We start from the raw sequence: 21,789 nt of genomic DNA on the forward strand, positions 1-21,789 counted from the left end.
AGGGGTAACGCAAAGGTGCTGCGTCATCACAGGTGAATCCACCTTCTGCAAGGACCGATCATGTCGCTTTACCCCACCCGCTTCCCCGGCACCCTGCGCCGTTTGGCCCTGGCCTGCGCCCTGGGTGGCGCGAGCCTGGCGCCCGCCGTCGCACTGGCCGACAGCCAGCCGCTGGCGCTGGACCTGCCAAGCCAGTCCCTGGAGGCCACCGTGCATGCCCTGGCCCATGAGTCAGGTGTGGCCATCGCGGCCGACAGCCGTGTGCTCGCCGGCCGCAGCGCACCGGCCCTGCGGGGGCGCTACACGGTGTTGCAAGCCTTGCAGCAGTTGCTGCAGGGCAGTGACCTGGTGGCGGTCGAGGAAAACGGTGTGGTGATCCTGCGCAGCAGCAGCGAGGCGGGCGCCCTGACCCTGGGGGCGACCACGGTCAACGCCAGCGGCTTCGCCAGTGACCTGCCCGACGCCTACAGCGGCGGCCAGGTCGCCCGCGGTGCGCGGGTTGGCCTGTTGGGCAACCGCGACATCATGGACACGCCGTTCAACATCACCGCGTATACCGCGCAGGCCATCGAGAACCAGCAGAGCGGCACGGTCGGCGCGGTGTTGCGCAACGATCCGTCGATCCGCTTCAGCACTGGCGAAGGCCATGCCTACGAGAACTTCATGATCCGCGGTTACTCCCTGGACTCCACTGAGCTTGCGGTGAACGGCCTGTACGGCCTGGCGCCGGATGGCCATGTGCCGACCGAGTTCCTCGAGCGGGTCGAGGTGCTCAAGGGGCCGGGGGCACTGCTTTCCGGCATGGCGCCCAATGGCGGTGTGGGCGGCGTGATCAACCTGGTGCCCAAGCGCGCTGGCGATGCGCCGCTGACGCGCCTGACCACCAGCTACGTGTCCGATGGTTTCGTCGCCGAGCACATTGACCTGAGCCGGCGCTTCGCCGACGGTCGCTTCGGCATCCGCTTCAACGGCGTCTACGGTAGCGGCGACACCGGTGTGGACCAGCAATCCAAGGATCGCACCCTCGCGTCCCTGGCGCTCGATTATCGGGGCGACGACTTCAAGCTCGAGCTCGATGCCTACGAGACCCATGAGAAACTTGACAACGGCAGCCCGATGATGGCCGGCTTCAGCAAGCTGGGCCAGGTGACCAAGGCCCCCAAGCCCGACACCAACATCCTCGAAGGCATCCATGCCAAGCAGATCAGTAAAGCCGTGGTGCTGCACGGTGAATATGAGCTGGACGAGCACTGGACCGCCTTCGCCAGCGTCGGTGGCGCGCGGACCCGCTACGACGGCTTTCTCAACGGTACCCGGGTCATCGTCACCAAGGCCGACGGCACGGCCACTGGCGAAACCTACAACCAGGCCGGCTACACCCACAGCCTGTCCACCGAGGCTGGCCTGCGCGGCAACTTCATGACCGGTGACGTGAGCCACCAACTGGTGCTCAGTGCCACCCTGCTGCACCAGGACATCGGCCGTGCGCCGACCGTCACCGGGCCGAAGTACACCACCAGCATCTACCACCCGGGCAAGGCGGTGATCGCCGGCGACCATGGCAGCAGCGACAAGACCGGCGACAACACCTTGTCCAGCTTCGCCCTGGCCGACACCCTGGGTTTCGTCGATGACCGCGTGCTGCTGACCCTGGGGGTACGGGCCCAGCGGGTACGCCAGAAAATGAGCAACCCCGCCTACGACGAGCGCAAGCTGACCCCGGCCCTGGGGATCGTGGTCAAGCCCTGGGATGCGCCGGTATCGCTGTATGCCAACTACATCGAAGGGCTGACCCAGGGCGGCATGGTCACTGACCTCAAGGCGGCCAACTATGGCGAGCAGTTCGCACCGTACGTGGCCAGGCAGATGGAAACCGGCGTGAAGTGGGACTTGGGCGATTTCAGTCATACCCTGGCGGTGTTCCAGATCGAGAAGCCGAGCATGATCAAGGACGGCGGGGCCGACGAGTACCGCTACACCGACGATGGCGAGCAGCGCAACCGCGGCGTGGAATGGAACATGTTCGGCGAGGTCGTGCCCGGCGTACGTCTGCTCGGTGGCGTGACCTATACCCGTGCCAGGCTGACCAAGACCGCCAACGGCCAGCTCGACGGCAATACCGCCCGTGGCGTGCCGCAGTGGTCGGCCAACCTTGGCGCCGAGTGGGACCTGCCGTGGGTAGAGGGCCTGACCCTGACCGCCCTGGGCATCCACAGCAGTTCCCAGTACCTGGACGACGAGAACACGCTGAAGATCCCCCAGTGGACTCGCTATGACCTGGGCGCACGCTATGCCACCAAGGTGTTGAGCAAGGACGTGACCCTGCGTGCCAGCCTGGAAAACGTCGAGAACCGCGCCTATTGGGCCGGGGTGTTCAACCCTGGCTACGCCACGGTGAGCGAGCCGCGAACCCTGAAACTCTCCGCCAGTGTCGACTTCTGAGGTGAACATGCATCGATTCGCGTGCTGTGGGTGTGCGGTGCTCATGGCTGCCGCTTGTGCGGGTGGGGCCCAGGCCGCGCCGGACCAAGGGCTGCGGGTAGGCCAGGTCGTCAGCGGCCGGGCCCTCGAGGCCTCCCAGTCCGTCTGGCCACTGTCGCTCAAGGCCGGGGACCTGGTTCGTGGCCGGGTCGATGGCGATGTCAGCCTGCGCTTGCTCGATGAGCGCGGGCAATCGCTGCGCCTGCTGCTCGATGGCCTCGACCAGCCCCGCGAGTTCCTGTTCGTGGCCGGGCGCGACGGCCGCTTCGGCCTGCGCGCCGAGCCCCTGCCGATCCGCCCGGGGGCCCACTTCAGCTTGCGCCTGGAGCAGGTGCTGGCGGCCAGCGAGCAGCGCCGTGCTCCGGTGCCGCTGGCCAGCCCGACCCTGCGCGAGCTGGCCGGGCAACTCGCTAACGGTGGCGACACGGCAGCGTTCTGGCAGGCGCGTGCCGAACAGGGCACGCCCTTGGTCGAGGCGGTTCCCGGCAAGCCCGGGCAGCGCCTGGTCACCTTCCTCTGGCGCGGTGCCAGGGACAACGTGCGTATGTTCGGCGCCCCGAGTGGCAGCCACGAGGCGTTGCAGCGCCTGGGCGAAAGCGATGTCTGGTACCGCAGTTTCGAGGTGCCCGCCGCTACGCGGCTGAGCTACCAGATGGCCCCGGATGTACCCCCCTCGGACGACCGCCGGGTGATCCTCGCCAGCACGCGCCGCGACCCGCTCAACCCCAACACCTTCGCCGACGCCAGCGGTGACCCCTGGTTGTCACGTTCCCGCCTGGAGCTGCCCGACGCTGCGCCGCAGCCGTGGAGTGCCGAGCGGTCGGGCGTGGCCCGTGGCAGCGTCGAGCGCAAGCGCCTGGCCAGCCGGTCGCTGGGCAACGAGCGTGACATCTACCTGTACCGTCCGGCTGGCTGGCGCCCGGGCCAGGCCGACCAAGGCCTGCTGGTGCTGTTCGACGCCCACGCCTACACCCGCCAGGTACCGACCCCGACGATCCTCGACAACCTGATCGCCGAAGGTCGGATACCGCCCACGGCTGCGATCATCATCGCCAATCCCAGTGACCTCAGCCGTCAACAGGAACTGCCGCCCAACCCAGCCTTCGCGCGCTTCATGGCCGAGGAACTGATGCCCTGGGCGCATCGGCAAGGGATCTCGGCGCAGGCCTCGCACACCGTGGTCGCCGGCTCCAGCTACGGCGGCCTGGCCGCAGCTTACATGGGGCTCAGGCATCCGGAGCTGTTCGGTAACGTGCTGAGCCTGTCGGGTTCCTACTGGTGGGCCAGGGAGGGCGAGGAGCCTGGCTGGCTGACCCGTGAGTACGTCAAGGTGCCCCGCCTGCCGCTGCGTTTCTACCTGCAGGCCGGGCTGTTCGAAGGGCCCAGGATCCTCGACAGCAATCGCCACCTGCGTGATGTGCTGCTGGACAAGGGGTATGAGGTCGAGCAAGTCGAATATCCGGCGGGGCACGACTACCTGCAATGGCGGGGGAGCCTGCCGTGCGGGTTGGTCAGCCTGCTCGGCAAAGGGACGCAAACCGTAGCCGAGGCGTGCAGGTATCCTCAAGGCATCGATCCTTGAAACAGGCATGCCAGCGGTAAGCGGCGTCACTCCTCCCGTACGGCTTGCCGCTGCCTGTTGCGCCACACCCGGTACGCCCGGATCCCCGCCCGCACCGAGCCGAACAGTAGTTTGTCCTCCATCTCCCGCGCCATCCCCGAGCGCACCAGCATGCGCAGGAAGGGGCCACGGGCGCGGGCGATGCTGAAGTGGATGCCCTGGGCGGCGAGGGTGTCGCGCACTTCGCGCAGGGCGGCGATGCCGCTGACGTCGATGCGGGTCACCGCCTCGGCGTCGAACAGTACGGCCTGGGGCTTGCTCTCCTGCTGCACGGCGTCGAGCAGGCGCATCTTGAAGTAGTCGGCGTTGAAGAACAGGATCGCGTCGTCGAAGCGGTACACCACCAGGCCTGGGACGGTGCGGGCGTCGGGGTGGTGGCGGATGTCGACCTGGCCTTCGATACCGGGCGCCCAGCCGAGCACGGCGTCGGTGGGCTGGTAGATGCTGTACAGCAGGCGCAGGATCGCCAGGGTCACGGCGAAGATGATGCCCGGCAACACGCCCAGGCCGAGCACGCCCACGGTGGTCAGCAGGCACAGGCAGAACTCGAAGCGGCTGAGCCTGTAGATCTTGCCCAGGGACTTCACATCGATCAGCCCCCAGCCGGCCATCAGCAGCACGGCGCCCAGGGCGGCCTGGGGAATCCAGGCCATGGGCGCGGTGAAGAACAGCAGGATCAAGGCGATCACCAGCGCGGCGATGATGCCCACCAATTGGCTCTTGCCGCCGACCATGTCGTTGACCGCGGTCCGCGAATCGGCGCCGCTGATGGCGAAGCCCTGGGAGATCCCGGCGGCCAGGTTGCTGACGCCAAGGGCGACGAACTCATGGTTGGCGTTGAGCGCGTAGCCGTGGCGGGCGGCGAAGCTGCGGGCGGTGAGCATGGCGCTGCAGAAGCTCACCGTGGCGATACCCAGGGCATCGCGCAGCAGGCTCTTGGTTTCCGCCAGGTTGCTCTGCGGCCAGGCCAGCTCCGGGATACCCGCCGGCACCGGGCCGAGGATGGCCACGCCGAAACGGTCCAGGCCGAACAGCCCCGCCAGCAGGGTGAACAGCGCCACCGTCAGTAGCGCCGCGGGCAGGCGCGGATAACGGCGCGGCAGCCAGATCAGCAGGCCCAGGCCGGCCAGGCCGATGGCCAGGGTCAGCCAGTGGATCTCACTCAGACGCTGGAGGAAGTCGAGCAAGCTGAGGATGAAACCGTCGCCTTCGATCCTGAACCCCACCACCTTGCTCAATTGCCCGGCGATCAGGCTCAGGCCGATGCCGTTGAGGTAGCCGATCAGGATCGGCCGCGAGAAGAAACTGGCGATGAACCCGGCCCGGGCCACCCCGGCGGCGATCAGCATCAGCCCCACCAGCACGGTGACGATCACCGCCAGCTCGGCGGTGCGCTGCGTATCGCCCATGGCCAGCGGCGCCACGGCGCCGGCGATCATGGCGCAGGTCGCCGCGTCCGGGCCGACCATCAATTGCCGCGAACTGCCGATCAGGGCGTAGACCATCATCGGCAGCACGCAGGCATACAGCCCGTATTGTGGCGGCAGACCGACGATCTGGGCGTAGGCGATGGCGATGGGAATCTGGATCGCGGCCACGGACAGGCCTGCCTGCAGGTCGGCATGGAACCACTCGCGGCGGTAGTGGAGGAGGTTGGCCAGGCCGGGTAGCCAGCGGGAGAGAAACATGCGCAGTCCTTTCGAAATGTTTCGCAGTGCTTCGAGCATATGCGCCCGAAGCCGTTTCGCTTGCAAGTGGAATCCAGAGGGCATTCAAGCCGATCGGCGAAGAGATGGCCAGAGGCCATATAACGAAAGGAGGGCACGAAAAAAGGAGCAGAAGCTCCTTTATGACAGGCGATGACGCTGCTGGAACGTCATGCGGGAAAGCGATATGGAGCGGGTGATGGGAATCGAACCCACGCTAGCAGCTTGGGAAGCTGCAGTTCTGCCATTGAACTACACCCGCTTCGGAGCCCGACTTTTTACCAGAACCCTCGCGCCATGAGAAGCCCGAGTTGTAAAAAGACCTGTCGACGCCCCGTAGCCTGCGGGTGCTGGAGGCTACGGGACGCCGAGACGGTCAGATGGCCAATGCATGCTGCCCCTGTACGTACGTGTGGCGTTGACGGGGCGCACGCACGGTTGGCTTGAGGAAGCCGAGCATGGCGGTGCGGGTATCTTCACAGGCGCTCTTGTGCTCCATGTCGAGGAAGTGGCCGGCGTCGCGGATCACGCTGAAGTGGCTTTGCTGCACATGCTGGCCGAACTGCCGGGCATCCTCGACGGTGGTGTACTCGTCACGCTCGCCATTGATGAACAGCACCGGGATGTCGATGTTGTGCGCGGCCTTCAGTGCCCGCTGCAGGTCATGCTGCAGCACCTGGTTGATGTGGAAGTGCATCTGCGCGTACTCGTGGCTGTCGAGGCTGCTGACGTGGCGGTAGTTGAAGCGCTTGAACAGCGACGGCAGGTACTTGCCGATGGTGTCGTTGACCAGGTTGCCCACCTGGTAGCGGTCGCAGGCGGCCAGGTACTGGCAACCGCGCTCCAGGTAGTCGCGCATGGGTTCGTTGATCACCGGCGAAAACGAACTGACGATGGCCTTGCGTACCCGTCGCGGCTGGTACGCAAGGGCCAGCAGTGCGCAGGCGCCGCCCCAGGAAAAGGACATCACGTGGTCGGCCTGGAAGTGCTCGATCAGCTCGAGGAGGATATGCGCCTCGGTCTCCTTGGTGATCAGCCGTTCCTGGCGGTTGTGCGGCTTGGACTTGCCAGCGTAGGGCTGGTCGTACAGCACGACATTGAACTGCGGGTGCAGGCTGCGCACCGTCTGGGCAAAGGAGGCCGTGGTGGCCAGGGAGCCGTTGATCAGGATGATCGTCTTCTCGGCGGCTTCGGCGCGATGGAACTCCGTGTAAACCCGGTACTGACCTTGGATATCAAGCACAGCGATTTCTGGCCTCATGTCATCGACTCCTGGCGCAAAAAGGGTATTCGCGTCACCTAGGGTGCACGTTCTTCATGACAGGTAGGCATACGCCTCGAAGAGAAACCGGAGCCCTTGTGTCGATCCTTGGCACGCGTGTCGACGGTATTGTTTTAGGTGGGCAATCTGCCGTGCCCCAGGGCATCGAGGCCCCGGGTGGCCGGCAAAAAGGTGTCTTGGACTGCGGTTGTGACCGATAAGTCACATGCAGACCGACGAGTTAGGATTCAAGCAGCAGGGGCGGGATCCTGCAAGTGCCGTTCGGGGAATCCTGCGGGGAAAACCGCTGGGCGGTCGTTTGGGGAATGCCGGTCAATCCAGGGGCTTTGTAGTCCGAGGGCTGCAGCAGCCCCATCCCCATCCGTTCAGACCGAAGCGATCTCCTGCTCGGTGAGTTCGCGGAACTCACCCGGCGCCAGGGCAGGGTCGAGCTGGATAGGCCCCATGCATTCGCGGTGCAGCCCGACCACCTTGTTCTGGAAGTGGCCGAACATGCGCTTGACCTGGTGATAACGCCCCTCGACGATCGCCAGGCGTGCCTGGCGCGGCCCGAGGATGTCCAGCCGGGCGGGCTGGGTGGTGAGGTTTTCGAAGGCGAAGTAGAAGCCTTCGTGGAACTTGGCGACATAGTGCTCGCCGATCTCGTCCTCGGTCTGGACGTGGTAGACCTTGGGCAGCTTGGTACCAGGCTGGGTCAGGCGGCGCGACCATTGTCCGTCGTTGGTCAGGATCATCAGCCCGGTGGTGTTGTAGTCCAGGCGCCCGGCGATGTGCAGGTCGCCGCGCAGCCCAGCGGGCAGCAGGTCGAGCACCGTGCGGTGCCGTGGGTCCTGGGTCGCGCTGACGTAACCGGCGGGCTTGTGCAGCATCAGGTAGCGCGCCGGGTGGCCGGCCTGGAGCACTTGGCCGTCCACCTCGATGCGGTCGAACGCACGGACCTCATGACGGGGGTCGCTCACCACCGCATCGCCCACGCGGACACGCCGCTGGACCAGCAGCAGGCGGACCTGCTGGCGGTTGTAGCAGGGGTGGTTGGCGAGGAAACGGTCTAGGCGCATGGCGGCAGGTCGGGTGAAAAGAGCGCAGTCTAGCGCCGCGTTGCTTCGGCGTGCTCGCTGAGCGACGCGCAGCGAGGGCACAGGCAGGCCTTGTCGCGCAGTTCGGCGGGCACGGCCTGGAGCGCGGCTGGGTCGATGGTCACCGCGAAGCACCAGCAGTTCTGCGTAGCGCTACGAGGGTCGGCCAGGCTGCACTGGTTGAGGGCGCCACAGGCGGGGCAGTGCTGTTGGTCATTCATGTTGCGATCATCGGGCTGGTACATCTTGCGCCGGAGTATATCCGAAGGGGAGGGAGGAGGAGGCGTCGCTTGGGCGGGACGGACAAGCTGTTTCAAGTTATTGCAAAAATGGCACTGTACCTGGGCGCGACGGTCTTATTCGATGTCGATGAACGCTTATCCGTCGACGCTCGCCAGCGCCGCTGGGTCGGGCACTCCAGCGGTCCAGGAGGCCGCCATGTACCGTCGAATGCTGCTGATCGCCCTGCTGGGCCTGTTGACCACCGCCTGCGCACCCTACCATGGGGGCGGGGGGTATTACCGCACGGACTACTACACCAGCGATCGCTATGCTTATCCGGGCCATTACCGCTACGACCGCTATTACGTCGCGCCGCAACCGCGCTACTACTACCAGCCCGCGCCACGTTACTACCGGCCGGCGCCCGCACCGCACTACAAGCCCTATCCACCGCCTGTCGTGAAGCAATGGCACGGTAACCCGCGTCATGACTACGGCAACCGCCATCGCTACGATTACGGCAGGGATCGGGACCGGCATGATTACCGCAACGACAACCGGCGCTACCAGAACGAGCGCTGGCACTCCAATGGCCGGGGCGAAGACAAGCGCCGACCTGATGGCCGGCAGGGGGACCGTAACTGGCGGCGTTGAGGCCAATGCCCGGCAGTCAGGTAGCGGCCTACCTGGATGTCAAAAACCACGGAATCCCCCACAGGCCATGGCCTGGAGGAAACTTGCTCACCCTAGGTCGGCCAACGGATGCCGCCCCTCCCACACCTTGGCGAAATGCGCCTCGACCACCGCGGCCGGGACCTGGGCGATGTCCGGCCAGTGCCAGCGCGGCTGGTTGTCCTTGTCCAGCAGGCGCGCACGCACGCCTTCGCTGAACTCTGGATGACGGCAGCAGTTCAGGCTCATGGTGTATTCCATCTGGAACACCTGGGCCAGGGACAGGTAGCGCGCCCGGCGGATCTGCTCCCATACCAGGTGCGCCGTCAGCGGGCAGCCCTCGTGCAGCCGCTGCCCGGCCTCGGCCAGCAGCGGGTCGGCATGCTGGCTCAAGCCGCACAGGGCGCGCCAGGCCGCCACCGGGTCGGCCACATCGAGCAAGGCATCGATCTGCTCCCGGCGCGGGAGCCACTGGGCCTCGGGCAATTCGGCGCAGGCCCGATGCTGCTCGGCCTTGAGCAGGCTGTTCAGTTGCAGGACGGTCTGCTCCTGCCAGTTCAGTTGCAGCAGTTCCTCGATCAACGCCTCCTGCTGGTATTCGCCGAGCAAGCGGTCGGCCAGGCCCAGGTCGAGGGCATCACGGGCATTGATCGGCGCGCCGGTCAGGCCGAGGAACAGGCCGAGCTTGCCCGGCAGGCGGGCGAGGAACCAACTGGCGCCGACATCCGGGTACAGGCCGATGCTGATCTCCGGCATGGCCAGCCGGCTGCTGGGGGTGACGATACGCACGCCGGCTCCCTGCAACAGGCCCATGCCGCCGCCCAGCACGTGGCCATGCCCCCAGCACAGCAGGGGCTTGGGGTAGGTGTGCAGGCGGTAGTCGAGCCGGTATTCGGCGGCGAAGAAGGTCGCGGCCAGCGCAGGCACGCTGCCAGGATGGTCACGGCAGGCATTGACCAGCGCCCGCACATCGCCGCCGGCGCAGAACGCCCTGGGGCCATTGCCGCGCACCAGTACGCAGACGATGCCAGGGTCGCTGGCCCAGGCCCGCAGGTGCTCGTCGAGAACCTCGATCATCGGCAGGCTCAGGGCATTGAGCGTCTTGGGCGCGTCCAGTGTGGCGATGCCGATGCGCGCGCCTTCGGCACCGGTGAGTACTTCGCAATGAATGGACATGGGCTACCTCACGCAAGTCATCGCACAAGTATGGTTCGCCAGTGGGATCGTGCCCGTCGTCGGTCGGATCGATTGACAAGGCCGGACGGCTTACCTAGTGTCGCGCCATTGTTTACGGATGGCCCCATGACTGACGACGATCGCATCAAACTCGAACCCAGCTGGAAAGCCGCGCTGCGCGCCGAGTTCGACCAGCCTTACATGAAGCAGCTGCGTGAGTTCCTGCGCCAGGAATACGCTGCCGGCAAGGAGATCTACCCGCCGGGGCCGCTGATCTTCAATGCCCTGAATTCCACGCCACTGGACAAGGTGAAGGTGGTCATCCTCGGCCAGGACCCCTACCACGGCCCAGGCCAGGCCCATGGCCTGTGCTTCTCGGTGCAGCCGGGCGTGCCCACGCCGCCGTCGCTGGTGAACATCTACAAGGAACTGCAGCGCGACCTCAACCTGCCCATCCCCAACCATGGCTATCTGCAGAGCTGGGCCGACCAGGGCGTGTTGTTGCTCAACACCACCATGACCGTGCAGCGCGGCAATGCCGCCTCGCACGCCAACGCCGGCTGGCAGCCGTTCACCGACCGCATCATCCAGGTGGTCAGCGAGCAGTGCGAGAACGTGGTGTTCCTGCTGTGGGGGGCCCATGCCCAGAGCAAGCAGAAGCTGATCGATGGCACCAAGCACCTGGTGCTCAAGTCGGTGCACCCGTCGCCGCTGTCGGCCTATCGCGGGTTCTTCGGTTGCGGGCATTTCAGCCGGGCCAACGGCTTCCTCGAACAGCGCGGGCTGGCGCCGATCGACTGGGCGTTGCCGCCGCTCTGATCCTGGATCCAGGGAGCTTTGTCAGTTGGGGCACGAAGCGCCCCAAATGGCATTGGGCAAGCCCGCCGGCCTGGCGAATCAGCCGTCGTTCCAGCGCCGGAACAACGGCTCGGCGAGAAACAGCACGAACAACAAGCGCATCACCTGCAGCGCCGTCACCAGTGGCACCGACAACTGCAAGGTCTCCGCCGTCAGGCTCATCTCGGCAATGCCGCCGGGCATCATGCCCAGGGTCAGCGAGCGCAGGTCCAGGTGGGTCAGCAGGCTCAAGGCCCAGGCCGCCGCAGCGGCGATGAGCATGCTCAGCGCCGTGGCCAGCAGGGTGCGGCCGAGGAAGGACGGTGCGCGGCGGAAGAAGGCACGGTTGAAGTGGCAGGCCAGGCCGCTGCCGATCAGCCATTGGCCGACCTGGCTGGCGCCCGGCGGCAGGGCGATCTGCAGGTTGCCCGCCAGGCTCGCGCAGGCGGCCACCAGCAGTGGACCGAACAGCCAGGGGTTGGGCTGGCGCAGGCGTTGCCAGCCCAGTGCGGCCAGTACCCCGAGCGGCGCGATCAGTGCCAGCCACCCCCAACTGACGCTGGCGGAATGGTTCAGCGGCATGCCATCGCCGAGCAAGAACTTGAACAGCGCCGGCACGCACAACACTACCGCCAGCACCCGCAGGCTCTGGGCCGCGGCCACCTGGCTGAGCACCGCGCCGTTGCGCGCGCCAAGGTTGACCATCTCTCCCGAGCCGCCCGGCATGCTGGCGAAGAACGCCGTGGCACGGTCTTCGCCGGTGCGTCGTAGCAGCCATACGCCGATCACCGCCGACAGGGTGGTGAACAGCGCACCGAAGAAGATCAGGGCGAAGTGCCCGGCCACCTGCTCGATCACCACTGGGGTGAAGTGCAGGCCAATGCCGATGCCGATGATCCACTGGCCGCATTTGCGGCCATTGGGGATTTCCGTCAACTGCCAGGGCGTCAGGCAGCGCACCAGGATGATCGCCAGCAGCGAGCCGACCATCCACGGCAAGGGCCAGCCGGCCTTGCTGGCGAGAAACCCGCCAGCAAGGCCGACCAGCCCGGTGGCCCAGAACAGCGGCAACGACCGGTCAGGCATCGGCCATGGCCCGGCGTTGCAGGCTGCGCTTGCGCCAGATGCGCAGCAGCGGCAGGGTCAGCATGAAGACGGTCAGTACCCATACCACCAGGCTGATCGGGCTCGACCAGAGGATGCCCAGCTCGCCGTTGGAGATCGACAGGGCACGGCGCAGGTTCTGCTCCATCAGGCCGCCGAGGATGAAGCCGAGCAGGATCGGCGACAGCGGGAAGTCCAGCTTGCGCAAGATGTAGCCCATGATGCCGATGCCGACCATCAGGAACAGGTCGAAGGTGGTGGCATGCACGGCATATACGCCGATCGCGGTGATGATCGCGATCACTGGCACCAGCGCCCAGTTCGGTACCGCGAGGATGCGGGTGAAGATGCGGATCATCGGGATGTTCAGGATCACCAGCATGATGTTGGCGATGAACAGCGAGGCGATCAGGCCCCAGACGATGTCTGGCTGCTGTTCGAACAGCAGCGGGCCCGGGGTGATGTTGTACAGGGTCAGCGCGCCGATCATCACCGCGGTGGTGCCCGAGCCCGGTACGCCGAGGGTCAGCATCGGCACCAGGGCGCCGCAGCAGGAGGCTCCGATGGCGGTTTCCGGGGCGGCCAGGCCGCGCGCATCGCCCTTGCCGAACTTGCCCTTGGCACCGGCGATGCGCTTCTCGGTCATGTAGGCCACGGCACTGGCCAGGGTCGCACCGGCGCCGGGCAGCACGCCCATGATGAAGCCCAGCAGGCCGCAGCGGATGTTGACGACGAACACCGAGGCCGCTTCCTTGAGGTTGAACAGCATGCGCCCGGTGGCCTTGACCGCCGCGTGGCCATGGTGGGTCTTTTCCAGCAGCAGGAGGATCTCGCTGATCGAGAACAGGCCCAGTACCAGCACGACGAACTGGATACCGTCGGCCAGGTGCACGCTGTCGCCGGTGAAGCGGTACACGCCGCTGTTGGCATCGATGCCGACGCTGGAGAGGAACAGGCCGATCAGCGCGGCGATGAAGGTCTTGAGTGGCTTGTCGCCGGCCATGCCGCCAAGACAGACGATGGCGAACACCATCAGCACGAAGTATTCCGCCGGGCCGAAGGCGATCGCCCATTTGGCCAGCAGCGGGGCGAACAGCACCATGCCGCAGGTGGCGATGAAGGCGCCGATGAACGAACTCCAGGCCGACAGCGACAGGGCCACGCCAGCCAGGCCCTGGCGGGCCATGGGGTAGCCGTCGAGGGTGGTCATCACGGTGGAGGCTTCACCGGGGATGTTCAGCAGGATCGAGCTGATCCGCCCGCCATACTCGCAGCCCAGGTACACCGCGGCCAGCAGGATCAGCGCCGACTCTGGGGGCAGGCCCAGGGCGAAGGCGATGGGGATCAGCAGGGCGACGCCGTTGATCGGGCCCAGGCCCGGCAGCAGGCCGACCACGGTGCCGATCAGGGTGCCGATCAGGGCGGTGATCAGGTTGTACGGGCTCAGGGCGACGCCGAAGCCCTGGCCCAGGTAGCTCAAGGTATCCATGTGTCAGTTCTCCAGTACGTCCAGCAGGCCAAGGGGCAGGGGCACGTCCATCACGTGGTCGAACAGCCAGTAGAGCAGTGCGCTCATGGCCGCGACCACGATGACGCTGGACAACCAGCGCCCGCCGTACAGCCGGGCCATCGGCACGCCGACGAGGATGGCGCTGAGGATGAAACCCAGGGACTCGAAGGTGCTGGCGAAGACGATCAACAGGCCGACACAGGTCGTGATCTTGATCAGGGTGGGGCGGTCCAGCTCCGGCTCGTCGTCCTTGCGCACGATGGGCGTAGGACGAAAGGCAAGGTAGAGCAGCGCCACGCCCATCAGGCCGAGCATCAGCAGCGGGTAGGCGCGGGGGCCCACCGGTTCGTAGGAAAACGCGGCCTGGTAAGGCCAGGCCATCACGGCCAGGGCGGCGCACACCGCCAGCAGGGCCAGGGCGAAGATGCGTTGCAGGATCATCGAAGAATCCTCGGTAGTCTCGACTGTGGGCGCGGCCTGGTGTCGTGAAAGGCCGCCCCCGCATGGCTCTAGTGTCCTGTCTTGGAAATACGTTCTCTTTTGGCGAGTGGCTTGGGTGTTCGGCCAAGGCGCCGCGACGAGTCATAGCAGGGCTATGGCGAGGAGTGGCAACGCCGGCCGGGCGCCCAAGACGCCGCCAAAAGCGAACAGCTTATTTCCGAGACAGGACACTAACTGTTACTGGATCAGCCCGAATTCCCGGGCCAGCGCCTTGTAGTCGGCAACCTGTTTCTTCACGTAGCCGTCGAGTTCTTCGCCGGTCATGGCGAACGGGAACATCTCGCGCTGGTCGCGCAGCTTGGCGAAGTCCTCCGAGGCCAGCAGCTTGTCGAACGAGGCTTTCCACCAGGCGTAGTCCTCGTCGCTGACCTTCGGCCCCAGGTAGAAGCCGCGCACCACCGGCCAGACGATGTCGTAGCCCTGCTCCTTGGCGGTGGGGATGTCCTTCATCTCAGGCTCGTCCAGGCGGTTTTCGGAGAACACCGCCAGGATGCGCATGTCGCCGCTCTGGATGTGCGGCATGGAGTCGGAGATGTCGGTGGAGCCGACCTGGATGTGCCCGCCGAGCAGCGCGGTGGCGATCTCGCCGCCGCCTTCCAGGGCTACGTAGCGCAGGTCACGCGGGTCGATGCCGGCGGCCTTGGCGATCAGTGCGGTCTGCATCCAGTCCTGGCTGCCGACGGTGCCGCCGGAGCCGATCACCACCTTGCCCGGGTCCTTCTTCAGCGCTGCGACCAGGTCGTCGAGGTTCTTGTAGGGTGAGTCCTTCTTCACCGCGATGGCGCCGTAGCTGGTGCCGACCGCCGCCAGCCACTTCACGGCGTTCTCGTCGAAGCGGCCGAACTTGCCCTGGGCCAGGTTGAGCAGCGAGCCGCTGGACCAGGCCACCAGGGTCCCGCCATCGGCCGGACGCTGCGCGACAACGGCGTTGTAGGCCACCGCGCCGACGCCGCCGGGCATGTAGGTCACGCGCATGGGCTTGCTGAGGATCTTCTCGTTGACCAGGGCGCTCTGCACCAGCTTGCAGGTCAGGTCGAAGCCGCCGCCGGGCGAGGCGGGGGCGATGCATTCTGGGCGTTTCGGCTCGGCGGCCAGGGCGTTGCCGGCCAGCAGCAGGCAGCCGGTGGCGAGGACGAGGCGGCGCAGTGAAAAGGTCATCGTCTATCTCCGTGAGGCATTGTTGTTGTAGGGATTACCACAGGGCCACGCTGTAGCTCACCAGCAGCCGCACTTCGTCGGCGTCGCGGGCAAAATTCGAGCGGAAGGTGGCATTACGCAGGCGCACGGCGACGTCCTTCAACGGGCCGCTTTGTACCACGTACTTGAACTCGGTGTTGCGCTCCCACTCCTTGCCCTCGCTGCCGTCGGCACGGCTGACGTTGTCGCCGCTGATGTAGCGGGTCATGAAGGTCAGGCCGGGGATACCGAGGGCGGCGAAGTTGTAGTCGTAGCGCAGCTGCCAGGAGCGCTCGTCGGCGCCGGCGAAGTCGTTGATCTGGACGAAGTTGACCAGGTACGGGTCGGCGCCATCGACGTAGGGGAAGGCGCTGTCGCCGGACAGGTGCTGGTAGGCGGCGCTGAGCTTGTGCCCGTCCAGGGCATAGCTGAGCATGCCATTGACGGTGGTGTTGTCGATGCTGCCGGCCTTGGCCTGCCCCTGGTCGTCGCTGACCGCCAGGCGCAGGTCGGCGCCGAAGGTGCCCGGGCCCCAGGGCTGGGTGGCGACCATGCCGAGGAAGTGCTGGCGGTAGATATCGTCGAGCTGGGCGAAGTGGTAGCTGCCGGTGATGCGGTCGGTGAACTGGTAGTCCAGGCCGGCGAGGTCGTAGTGGTCGGCGGAGAAGGTACCGCCGAAGCGGCCGTTCTTGTTGTTGAGGGCGATGTCTTCCCAGTTGGTGTCGTTGCGGTCCTTGGCCTTTTCCAGGCGGCCGCCGGTGAAGGTCAGGTCCTTGATCTCCTGCGAGGTGACCAGGCCGCCTTCGAAGGTCTGCGGCAGGATGCGGCCATCGTTGGGCTGCAGGGTCGGCAGTTCCGGGATCAGCGTGCCGATCTTCAGCTCGGTCTTGGAAACCTTGACCTTGCCGGTCAGGCCGAGCTTGGAGTATTCGTCGGCCGCCTTGCCATCGTCATGGGTCGGCAGCAGGCCGCTGTCGGTGCGGTCGGGGCTGGAATCGAGCTTGATGCCGAGCATGCCCAGCGCATCCAGGCCGAACCCCACGGTGCCTTCGGTATAGCCGGACTCGAAGTTGAGCATGAACCCCTGGGCCCACTCGTCGCGCTTGGATTGCTGCGCGCTGGTGCCGTCGCGGAAGTCGCGGTTGAAATACATGTTGCGGGTTTCGAAGGTGGCCGTGCTGTCTTCGAAGAAGGCGGCCTGGCTCATCGGGGCGACACCGGCGAGCGCGAGGGCGCTGGCGAGGGTGCAGGGACGTGCGGACAGGGAACGGATAGGCGCGAACGCCCGGGGCTGCGTGGACAGCATCGTCGGAAACTCCGTTTATTGTTCTTATTTCGGTGCACCTTGCTGGTGCTTTCTTGCGGCGCATGGGGCGACCGTGGTGCGATGCTAGGGAATGAACCTTTCGCTAACCTTTCAGCGTGAAAGGTTTGCCACAAGGGCTTCACAGGCCCCTCGACAGCGGTACACTCCGCGCCAACGCCCCACCCGAGCCGGGAGAATCCGATGCGTGTGTTGCTGGTCGAAGACCACCTGCCACTGGCCGAAAGCGTGGCCCAGGCCCTCAAGAGCCAGGGCCTGACCGTGGATGTGCTGCACGATGGCGTGGCCGCCGACCTGGCCCTGGCCAGCGAGGACTATGCCGTGGCCGTGCTCGATGTCGGCCTGCCGCGCATGGACGGGTTCGAGGTGCTGGCGCGCCTGCGTGGGCGGGGCAAGACCTTGCCGGTGCTGATGCTGACTGCGCGCAGCGACGTCAAGGACCGGGTCCATGGCCTGAACCTGGGCGCCGACGACTACCTGGCCAAGCCCTTCGAGCTGACCGAGCTGGAGGCGCGGGTCAAGGCCCTGCTGCGTCGCAGCGTGCTCGGTGGCGAGCGCCAGCAACGCTGCGGCCCGCTGGTCTACGACCTGGACACCCGGCGCTTCACCCTGCAGGACGAGGCCCTGACCCTGACCCTGACCCAGCGCGAGCAGAGCGTGCTCGAGGCGCTGATCGCCCGCCCTGGGCGGGTGATGAGCAAGGAGCAACTGGCCGCCCAGGTGTTCGGCCTGGACGAGGAGGCCAGCCCCGATGCCATCGAGATCTACATCCACCGCCTGCGCAAGAAACTCGACGGCCACCCGGTGGCCATCGTTACCTTCAGGGGGCTCGGCTACCTGCTCGAGCACCGCGATGCGTGACGACGGCAGCCTGCGCTGGCGCCTGCTGGGCAACCTGGCCCTGCTGCTGGTGGTGTTGATGCTGGCCAGTGGCTTGAGTGCCTACTGGAACGGCCGCGAGGCCGCCGACACCGCCTACGACCGCACCTTGCTGGCGTCGGCGCGGACCATCGCCGCCGGCCTGTCGCAGCGCGACGGTACCCTCAGCGCCGACGTGCCCTACGTGGCCCTGGATACCTTCGCCTACGACAGCGCCGGGCGCATCTACTACCAGGTGCTGGATATCCACCAGCGGCTGATCTCCGGCTACGAGAACCTGCCAGCGCCCCCGCCGGGCACGCCACGTACCGACGACTACCCGGCCCTGGCACGCTTCTACGATGCCACCTACCTGGGCCAGGACGTGCGGGTGGTCAGCCTGCTCAAGGCGGTCAGCGAGCCGAACATGAATGGCATGGCCGAGATCCGCGTGGCCGAGACGGAGGAAGCACGGGTGCGCATGGCCCGTGGCCTGATGGCCGATACCTTGCTGCGCCTGGGCATGCTGGCCCTGGCCGCGCTGGTGGTGGTGTGGTTCGCCGTCAGCGCCGCGCTGCGTCCGCTGGAGCGGCTGCGCACGGCGGTGGAAGAGCGCCAGCCCGACGACCTGCGCGCCCTGCCGGTGGTGCAGGTGCAGCGCGAACTCGGCCCCCTGGTGCGGGCCTTGAACCACTTCACCGAACGCTTGCGTGGCCAGTTCGAGCGCCAGGCCCAGTTCATCGCCGATGCCGCCCATGAGCTGCGCACCCCCCTGGCGGCGCTCAAGGCACGGGTCGAGCTGGGCTTGCGCTCGCACGAGCCGGAGCAATGGCGGCAGACCCTGGAGGCTGCTGCCCAGGGCACCGATCGGCTGACCCATCTGGCCAACCAGCTGCTGTCGCTGGCGCGGGTGGAAAACGGTGCGCGGGCGATCGCCGAAGGCGGTGCGCAGCGCCTGGACCTCAGCCAGCTGGCCCGTGAACTGGGCCTGGCCATGGCGCCGCTGGCCCATGCCCGGGGCGTGGCCCTGGCCCTGGAGGCGCAGGCGCCGGTGTGGCTCAAGGGCGAGCCGACCTTGCTCAACGAACTGCTCAGCAACCTGGTGGACAATGCCCTGGCCCATACGCCGGTCGGCGGCAACGTGATCCTGCGGGTACTGGCGCCGGCCATCCTCGAAGTGGAGGACGACGGGCCGGGGATTCCCGAGGAGGAGCGCGAGCGGGTGTTCGAGCGTTTCTACCGGCGTAGCGCCCAGGGCACCGGGCTGGGGTTGGCGATCGTCGGCGAGATCTGCCGGGCGCACCTGGCGCAGATCAGCCTGCACGATGGCGAGCAGGGTGGGTTGCGGGTGCGGGTCAGTTTCATCGCCGATTGAGCGCTGGGGGCCGTGCCCCAGATCGGCGCGTTACCCTCAGCGCAACATGCTGCGCGCGTCGAGCAGGTCCATGACATCCAGTTCGGTACCCTGGGGCAGGCCGAGGTGGTGGTAGGCGGGCAGGGCGGCCAGCGGGCGGCTGCGGGTCCGCTGGCTGATGCAGCGGGCGACCTGCACGATGTCGATGTAGTCGATCTTGTCGGTACGCCGGTCCAGGTCCTGGACCTGACTGGGCAGGTTGGCCAACTGCTCGGGAAACTCCCAGGCACTGAGGATCTTGTCACCCAGCACCGGATGGATCTGCTCGATCACGTAGTGCAGGCACACTGGATCGGAGAGCAGCTCGTTGTGTTCCTCGGCATAGATCAGCACCGGCAATGCGCCGATCTGGTGGACCAGGCCACCGAGGGTTGCCTGGTCGGGCTTGAGCTGGGTATGGCGGCGGCACAGTTCATAGCTGATGCCTGCAACTTCCAGGCTGTTGGCCCAGATATCCCGTAGTTTTTGTTCCACAGCCGGTGAGCGGGCATGGAAGATCTGCTCGATCACCAGGCCGATCGCCAGGTTGCAGCTGTAGTTGATACCCAGGCGGGTGATGGCGGTGTGCAGGTCGGTGACCTCCACCGTGGCCCGCAGCAGGGGGCTGTTGACCACCTTGATCAGGCGTGCCGACAGCGCGGCGTCGCGGCCGATCACCCTGCTCAGGGCGGCGACGCTGATCTCGCTGTTCTCGGCGGCCTCGCGGATGCTCAGGGCAACCTCCGGCAAGGTCGGCAACACCAGGTCGTCGTTGTCGATGGCAGCGAGCAATTGCGCTTGGACCATCTCGGCCAGCTTGTTCATGGGTTTCTCTACCGCAGTGGTGGTGCGGCCCCGCCGGTACGGCGGGGCAGGCTGGTCAGCGCTGGATTTCCCGGTCGCGGTCCAGTTCGTAGGGCAGGCTCAGCAGCTCCAGGCGCGGGCCTTCGAGGCTGCCCAGGTGCAGGTTGTCATCCTCCACCGCTTCGGCGCTGAGCACCGCGAGCAATTCGCAGCCCTGGCCACTGCTGGCCGCGATGACCACTTCGCCGACCGACGAGCCGTGGGTCGGCGAGAAGATCGCGGTGCCAGGGGCCGGTACCTCGGCCTGGTCCAGGGCCAGGCGATACTGGCGGCGCTTGAGCTTGCCCAGGTACTGCATGCGCGCGACGATTTCCTGGCCGGTGTAGCAGCCTTTCTTGAAGCTCACGCCGCCGACGGCCTGCAGGTTGATCATCTGTGGGATGAACAGCTCGCGGGTCGGGCCCATGACTTGGCCGATACCGGCGCGCACCTGGCCCAGCAGCCAGTCGTCGAGGCTGCCTTGCGCCAGGCTGGCGGCCAGTTTCGCGCGCACGTCGCCGGCCTGCGGGGCGGGCACCCAGAGCTCCACACGGCCTGCGCTGACGTTGATGGCGATCAGGTCGTCATGGCGTACGGTGGCGCCAGCCTCGCCGGGTACGGCCAGGCCCAGGGCCTGCAGGGCGGCCTCGCCGTGTTGCAGGCCGAAGCGGGCCCAGGCGCTGCTTTCGTCGGTGAGGGTGGCCTTGGAGAACACCGCGTATTTCTTCAGGTCGGCCAATTGCGGTTCGAGCAGTTCGCTGGCCATGGCCAGCAGGTAGCCGTTGCCTTCCGGCAGGATGCGGAAGCTCGATTGCATGCGGCCCTTGACCATGCAACGGGCGCCGAGGCTGGCGTGTTCCTGGCTGAGGTAGTTGATGTTGCAGGTCAGCTGGCCTTGCAGGAACTTGCCGGCATCGGAGCCGCGGACAGCGAGGATGCCCTCGTGGGACAGGGGACAGAAGAAAGCGGAATCGGCCATGGGTCATCGCGGTTGCTGGAGACTGGCGGCCATCATAGAACGCCGGTAACAAAATAGGTAGGTGACTAGACCAACGCCTTGTGCCGCGGTGTTCGCGGCACGGTATACTGGCCGGCCATTCGAGGAGGGCCCCATGGTCGAACAAACTGAACTCAACCGGCTTTTCTGGCACAGCCGCCGTGGCATGCTGGAACTGGACGTACTGCTGGTGCCATTCACCCAGGAGGTCTACCCCAGCCTGAGCGAAGCGGACCGCGAGCTGTACCGTCGCCTGCTGACCTGTGAGGACCAGGACCTGTTCGGCTGGTTCATGGAGCGCAACGAGTCCGAGGACCCTGAGTTGCAGCGCATGGTCCGCATCATCCTGGACCGTGTCCAGCCCAAGTGAGCATTTCGAGTGCCGTTGGCAGGGCTCGCGCCTGCTGCTGACGGCCTACCTGGCCTGCCAGGTGCTGGCGTTCGCGGCCCTTGGCCTGGGGGCGCAGCCCTGGTGGGTGACCCTGCCCCTGGCGGTCGCCTGCGTTGCCCACGCCTGCTGGGCCATTCCCCGCCGTATCCTGCTGACGCATCCCGAGGCGATCACCGGCCTGCGCCGTGACCCGTCGGGCTGGCGGCTGTTCAGTCGCGCCCGGGGCTGGCAGCCGGTGCGCCTGTGCCGCGACAGCGTGGCGCTGCCTGGGCTGGTGGTGTTGCGGTACGTGCGTCCGGGGCGGCGCTTCGGGGAGGCCCAGTGCATTCCCAAGGATGCACTGGGCCGGGATATGCATCGGCGCTTGCGTGTGCGGTTGAAGTTCAGCCGCCGCAGGTGGTCGGTAGTGGGCTCTCTGTAGGGCAGGGTAAGCCCCTAATGCTGTTCACTTAAGCCATTGGGGCCGCCTTGCGGCCCTTCGCGGGCAAGCCCGCTCCCAGAAGTATGCTGCAAGCCTCAAGGAATGCACGATCCTGTGGGAGCGGGCTTGCCCGCGAAGGGCTGCAAGGCAGCCCCAATCGATGTCACATCAGACTAAGTCCCCCGTTTAGACCCATCG

Annotated in this window: 20 protein-coding genes and 1 tRNA gene; 8 read left to right on the top strand and 13 right to left on the bottom strand. The window is 66.5% G+C overall.

The window, feature by feature from the left end:
* Nucleotides 1-60: 60 nt before the first annotated feature.
* Both ABFA30_RS08535 and ABFA30_RS08540 read left to right on the top strand, forming a co-directional pair.
* Complete coding sequence (locus ABFA30_RS08535) at nt 61-2,442, top strand: TonB-dependent receptor (protein ID WP_410045338.1); 2,382 nt, start codon at nt 61-63, stop codon at nt 2,440-2,442.
* Between the two features lie 43 nt (nt 2,443-2,485).
* Nucleotides 2,486-4,063 carry an alpha/beta hydrolase gene (locus ABFA30_RS08540; protein ID WP_410045339.1) on the top strand — a complete coding sequence of 526 codons (1,578 nt, stop codon included), beginning with the start codon at nt 2,486-2,488 and terminating at the stop codon, nt 4,061-4,063.
* A 26-nt stretch (nt 4,064-4,089) separates the two neighbouring features.
* Here the strand turns inward: ABFA30_RS08540 and ABFA30_RS08545 are convergent, their stop codons facing one another.
* The 5 genes from ABFA30_RS08545 to ABFA30_RS08565 form a co-directional block, all read right to left on the bottom strand.
* The gene (locus tag ABFA30_RS08545) at nt 4,090-5,790 is read right to left on the bottom strand and encodes a SulP family inorganic anion transporter (protein WP_410045340.1); all 1,701 of its coding nucleotides are present in this window, start codon (nt 5,788-5,790) and stop codon (nt 4,090-4,092) included.
* Nucleotides 5,791-5,996: 206 nt separating this feature from the next.
* Nucleotides 5,997-6,070 (bottom strand) — tRNA-Gly (locus ABFA30_RS08550).
* Between the two features lie 114 nt (nt 6,071-6,184).
* Entirely contained in the window at nt 6,185-7,069 is an 885-nt protein-coding gene (locus ABFA30_RS08555; protein ID WP_410045341.1) for an alpha/beta fold hydrolase, read from the bottom strand.
* A gap of 386 nt (nt 7,070-7,455) precedes the next feature.
* Nucleotides 7,456-8,148: a pseudouridine synthase gene (locus ABFA30_RS08560; protein ID WP_253080383.1), complete on the bottom strand. Its 693-nt coding sequence runs from the start codon at nt 8,146-8,148 to the stop codon at nt 7,456-7,458.
* Nucleotides 8,149-8,177: 29 nt separating this feature from the next.
* Complete coding sequence (locus tag ABFA30_RS08565) at nt 8,178-8,387, bottom strand: cysteine-rich CWC family protein (protein ID WP_225788066.1); 210 nt, start codon at nt 8,385-8,387, stop codon at nt 8,178-8,180.
* Nucleotides 8,388-8,604: 217 nt separating this feature from the next.
* On the opposite strand from ABFA30_RS08565, the gene ABFA30_RS08570 reads away from it, so the two are divergent.
* Entirely contained in the window at nt 8,605-9,042 is a 438-nt protein-coding gene (locus ABFA30_RS08570) for a hypothetical protein (protein ID WP_225788067.1), read from the top strand.
* Nucleotides 9,043-9,129: 87 nt separating this feature from the next.
* Here ABFA30_RS08570 and ABFA30_RS08575 read toward each other — a convergent pair whose 3' ends face one another.
* Nucleotides 9,130-10,236, bottom strand: coding sequence for an enoyl-CoA hydratase/isomerase family protein (locus tag ABFA30_RS08575; RefSeq protein WP_225788068.1), 1,107 nt, complete (start codon nt 10,234-10,236; stop codon nt 9,130-9,132).
* Nucleotides 10,237-10,362: 126 nt separating this feature from the next.
* Here ABFA30_RS08575 and ung point away from each other — a divergent pair, with 126 nt between their 5' ends.
* Nucleotides 10,363-11,055, top strand: coding sequence for a uracil-DNA glycosylase (gene ung, locus ABFA30_RS08580; RefSeq protein WP_253091137.1), 693 nt, complete (start codon nt 10,363-10,365; stop codon nt 11,053-11,055).
* Between the two features lie 78 nt (nt 11,056-11,133).
* Here the strand turns inward: ung and ABFA30_RS08585 are convergent, their stop codons facing one another.
* From ABFA30_RS08585 to ABFA30_RS08605, 5 genes are all read right to left on the bottom strand, one after another.
* Nucleotides 11,134-12,159, bottom strand: a complete 1,026-nt coding sequence (locus ABFA30_RS08585; protein ID WP_410045342.1) for an AbrB family transcriptional regulator — start codon at nt 12,157-12,159, stop codon at nt 11,134-11,136.
* A complete protein-coding gene (locus tag ABFA30_RS08590) occupies nt 12,152-13,666 on the bottom strand; it encodes a tripartite tricarboxylate transporter permease (RefSeq protein ID WP_225788071.1) in 1,515 nt (504 codons plus the stop codon). The genes ABFA30_RS08585 and ABFA30_RS08590 overlap by 8 nt, the downstream gene beginning before the upstream one ends.
* 3 nt (nt 13,667-13,669) lie before the next feature.
* Entirely contained in the window at nt 13,670-14,128 is a 459-nt protein-coding gene (locus ABFA30_RS08595) for a tripartite tricarboxylate transporter TctB family protein (RefSeq protein ID WP_225788072.1), read from the bottom strand.
* A 237-nt stretch (nt 14,129-14,365) separates the two neighbouring features.
* A complete protein-coding gene (locus ABFA30_RS08600; protein ID WP_225788073.1) occupies nt 14,366-15,346 on the bottom strand; it encodes a Bug family tripartite tricarboxylate transporter substrate binding protein in 981 nt (326 codons plus the stop codon).
* 34 nt (nt 15,347-15,380) lie between these two features.
* Complete coding sequence (locus ABFA30_RS08605; protein WP_225788074.1) at nt 15,381-16,670, bottom strand: OprD family porin; 1,290 nt, start codon at nt 16,668-16,670, stop codon at nt 15,381-15,383.
* Between the two features lie 201 nt (nt 16,671-16,871).
* Here ABFA30_RS08605 and ABFA30_RS08610 point away from each other — a divergent pair, with 201 nt between their 5' ends.
* The gene (locus tag ABFA30_RS08610; protein ID WP_410045343.1) at nt 16,872-17,549 is read left to right on the top strand and encodes a response regulator; all 678 of its coding nucleotides are present in this window, start codon (nt 16,872-16,874) and stop codon (nt 17,547-17,549) included.
* Nucleotides 17,542-18,921 carry a sensor histidine kinase gene (locus tag ABFA30_RS08615; RefSeq protein WP_253080388.1) on the top strand — a complete coding sequence of 460 codons (1,380 nt, stop codon included), beginning with the start codon at nt 17,542-17,544 and terminating at the stop codon, nt 18,919-18,921. The genes ABFA30_RS08610 and ABFA30_RS08615 overlap by 8 nt, the downstream gene beginning before the upstream one ends.
* A 36-nt stretch (nt 18,922-18,957) precedes the next feature.
* On the opposite strand, the gene ABFA30_RS08620 is transcribed toward ABFA30_RS08615, so the two are convergent.
* Nucleotides 18,958-19,764: an HDOD domain-containing protein gene (locus tag ABFA30_RS08620; RefSeq protein ID WP_253080389.1), complete on the bottom strand. Its 807-nt coding sequence runs from the start codon at nt 19,762-19,764 to the stop codon at nt 18,958-18,960.
* Nucleotides 19,765-19,819: 55 nt separating this feature from the next.
* Nucleotides 19,820-20,761: a YgfZ/GcvT domain-containing protein gene (locus tag ABFA30_RS08625; RefSeq protein WP_225788078.1), complete on the bottom strand. Its 942-nt coding sequence runs from the start codon at nt 20,759-20,761 to the stop codon at nt 19,820-19,822.
* Nucleotides 20,762-20,894: 133 nt separating this feature from the next.
* Here ABFA30_RS08625 and ABFA30_RS08630 point away from each other — a divergent pair, with 133 nt between their 5' ends.
* Both ABFA30_RS08630 and ABFA30_RS08635 read left to right on the top strand, forming a co-directional pair.
* Entirely contained in the window at nt 20,895-21,149 is a 255-nt protein-coding gene (locus ABFA30_RS08630) for a succinate dehydrogenase assembly factor 2 (RefSeq protein WP_225788079.1), read from the top strand.
* Nucleotides 21,133-21,591, top strand: a complete 459-nt coding sequence (locus tag ABFA30_RS08635; protein WP_225788080.1) for a protein YgfX — start codon at nt 21,133-21,135, stop codon at nt 21,589-21,591. The genes ABFA30_RS08630 and ABFA30_RS08635 overlap by 17 nt, the downstream gene beginning before the upstream one ends.
* Nucleotides 21,592-21,789: the final 198 nt, after the last annotated feature.

The sequence above is a fragment of the Pseudomonas sp. HLMP genome, assembly GCF_046365545.1.
In the GTDB taxonomy this organism is placed as follows: domain Bacteria; phylum Pseudomonadota; class Gammaproteobacteria; order Pseudomonadales; family Pseudomonadaceae; genus Aquipseudomonas; species Aquipseudomonas guariconensis_B.

Coding starts and splice junctions, on each gene's coding strand:
- ung (WP_253091137.1), top strand. CDS start 10,363: ATGACTGACGACGATCGCATCAAACTCGAACCCAGCTGGAAAGCCGCG.
- ABFA30_RS08585 (WP_410045342.1), bottom strand. CDS start 12,159: ATGCCTGACCGGTCGTTGCCGCTGTTCTGGGCCACCGGGCTGGTCGGC.
- ABFA30_RS08540 (WP_410045339.1), top strand. CDS start 2,486: ATGGCTGCCGCTTGTGCGGGTGGGGCCCAGGCCGCGCCGGACCAAGGG.
- ABFA30_RS08615 (WP_253080388.1), top strand. CDS start 17,542: ATGCGTGACGACGGCAGCCTGCGCTGGCGCCTGCTGGGCAACCTGGCC.
- ABFA30_RS08570 (WP_225788067.1), top strand. CDS start 8,605: ATGTACCGTCGAATGCTGCTGATCGCCCTGCTGGGCCTGTTGACCACC.
- ABFA30_RS08535 (WP_410045338.1), top strand. CDS start 61: ATGTCGCTTTACCCCACCCGCTTCCCCGGCACCCTGCGCCGTTTGGCC.
- ABFA30_RS08560 (WP_253080383.1), bottom strand. CDS start 8,148: ATGCGCCTAGACCGTTTCCTCGCCAACCACCCCTGCTACAACCGCCAG.
- ABFA30_RS08625 (WP_225788078.1), bottom strand. CDS start 20,761: ATGGCCGATTCCGCTTTCTTCTGTCCCCTGTCCCACGAGGGCATCCTC.
- ABFA30_RS08555 (WP_410045341.1), bottom strand. CDS start 7,069: ATGAGGCCAGAAATCGCTGTGCTTGATATCCAAGGTCAGTACCGGGTT.
- ABFA30_RS08545 (WP_410045340.1), bottom strand. CDS start 5,790: ATGTTTCTCTCCCGCTGGCTACCCGGCCTGGCCAACCTCCTCCACTAC.
- ABFA30_RS08605 (WP_225788074.1), bottom strand. CDS start 16,670: ATGCTGTCCACGCAGCCCCGGGCGTTCGCGCCTATCCGTTCCCTGTCC.
- ABFA30_RS08620 (WP_253080389.1), bottom strand. CDS start 19,764: ATGAACAAGCTGGCCGAGATGGTCCAAGCGCAATTGCTCGCTGCCATC.
- ABFA30_RS08575 (WP_225788068.1), bottom strand. CDS start 10,236: ATGTCCATTCATTGCGAAGTACTCACCGGTGCCGAAGGCGCGCGCATC.
- ABFA30_RS08610 (WP_410045343.1), top strand. CDS start 16,872: ATGCGTGTGTTGCTGGTCGAAGACCACCTGCCACTGGCCGAAAGCGTG.
- ABFA30_RS08630 (WP_225788079.1), top strand. CDS start 20,895: ATGGTCGAACAAACTGAACTCAACCGGCTTTTCTGGCACAGCCGCCGT.
- ABFA30_RS08565 (WP_225788066.1), bottom strand. CDS start 8,387: ATGAATGACCAACAGCACTGCCCCGCCTGTGGCGCCCTCAACCAGTGC.
- ABFA30_RS08595 (WP_225788072.1), bottom strand. CDS start 14,128: ATGATCCTGCAACGCATCTTCGCCCTGGCCCTGCTGGCGGTGTGCGCC.
- ABFA30_RS08600 (WP_225788073.1), bottom strand. CDS start 15,346: ATGACCTTTTCACTGCGCCGCCTCGTCCTCGCCACCGGCTGCCTGCTG.
- ABFA30_RS08590 (WP_225788071.1), bottom strand. CDS start 13,666: ATGGATACCTTGAGCTACCTGGGCCAGGGCTTCGGCGTCGCCCTGAGC.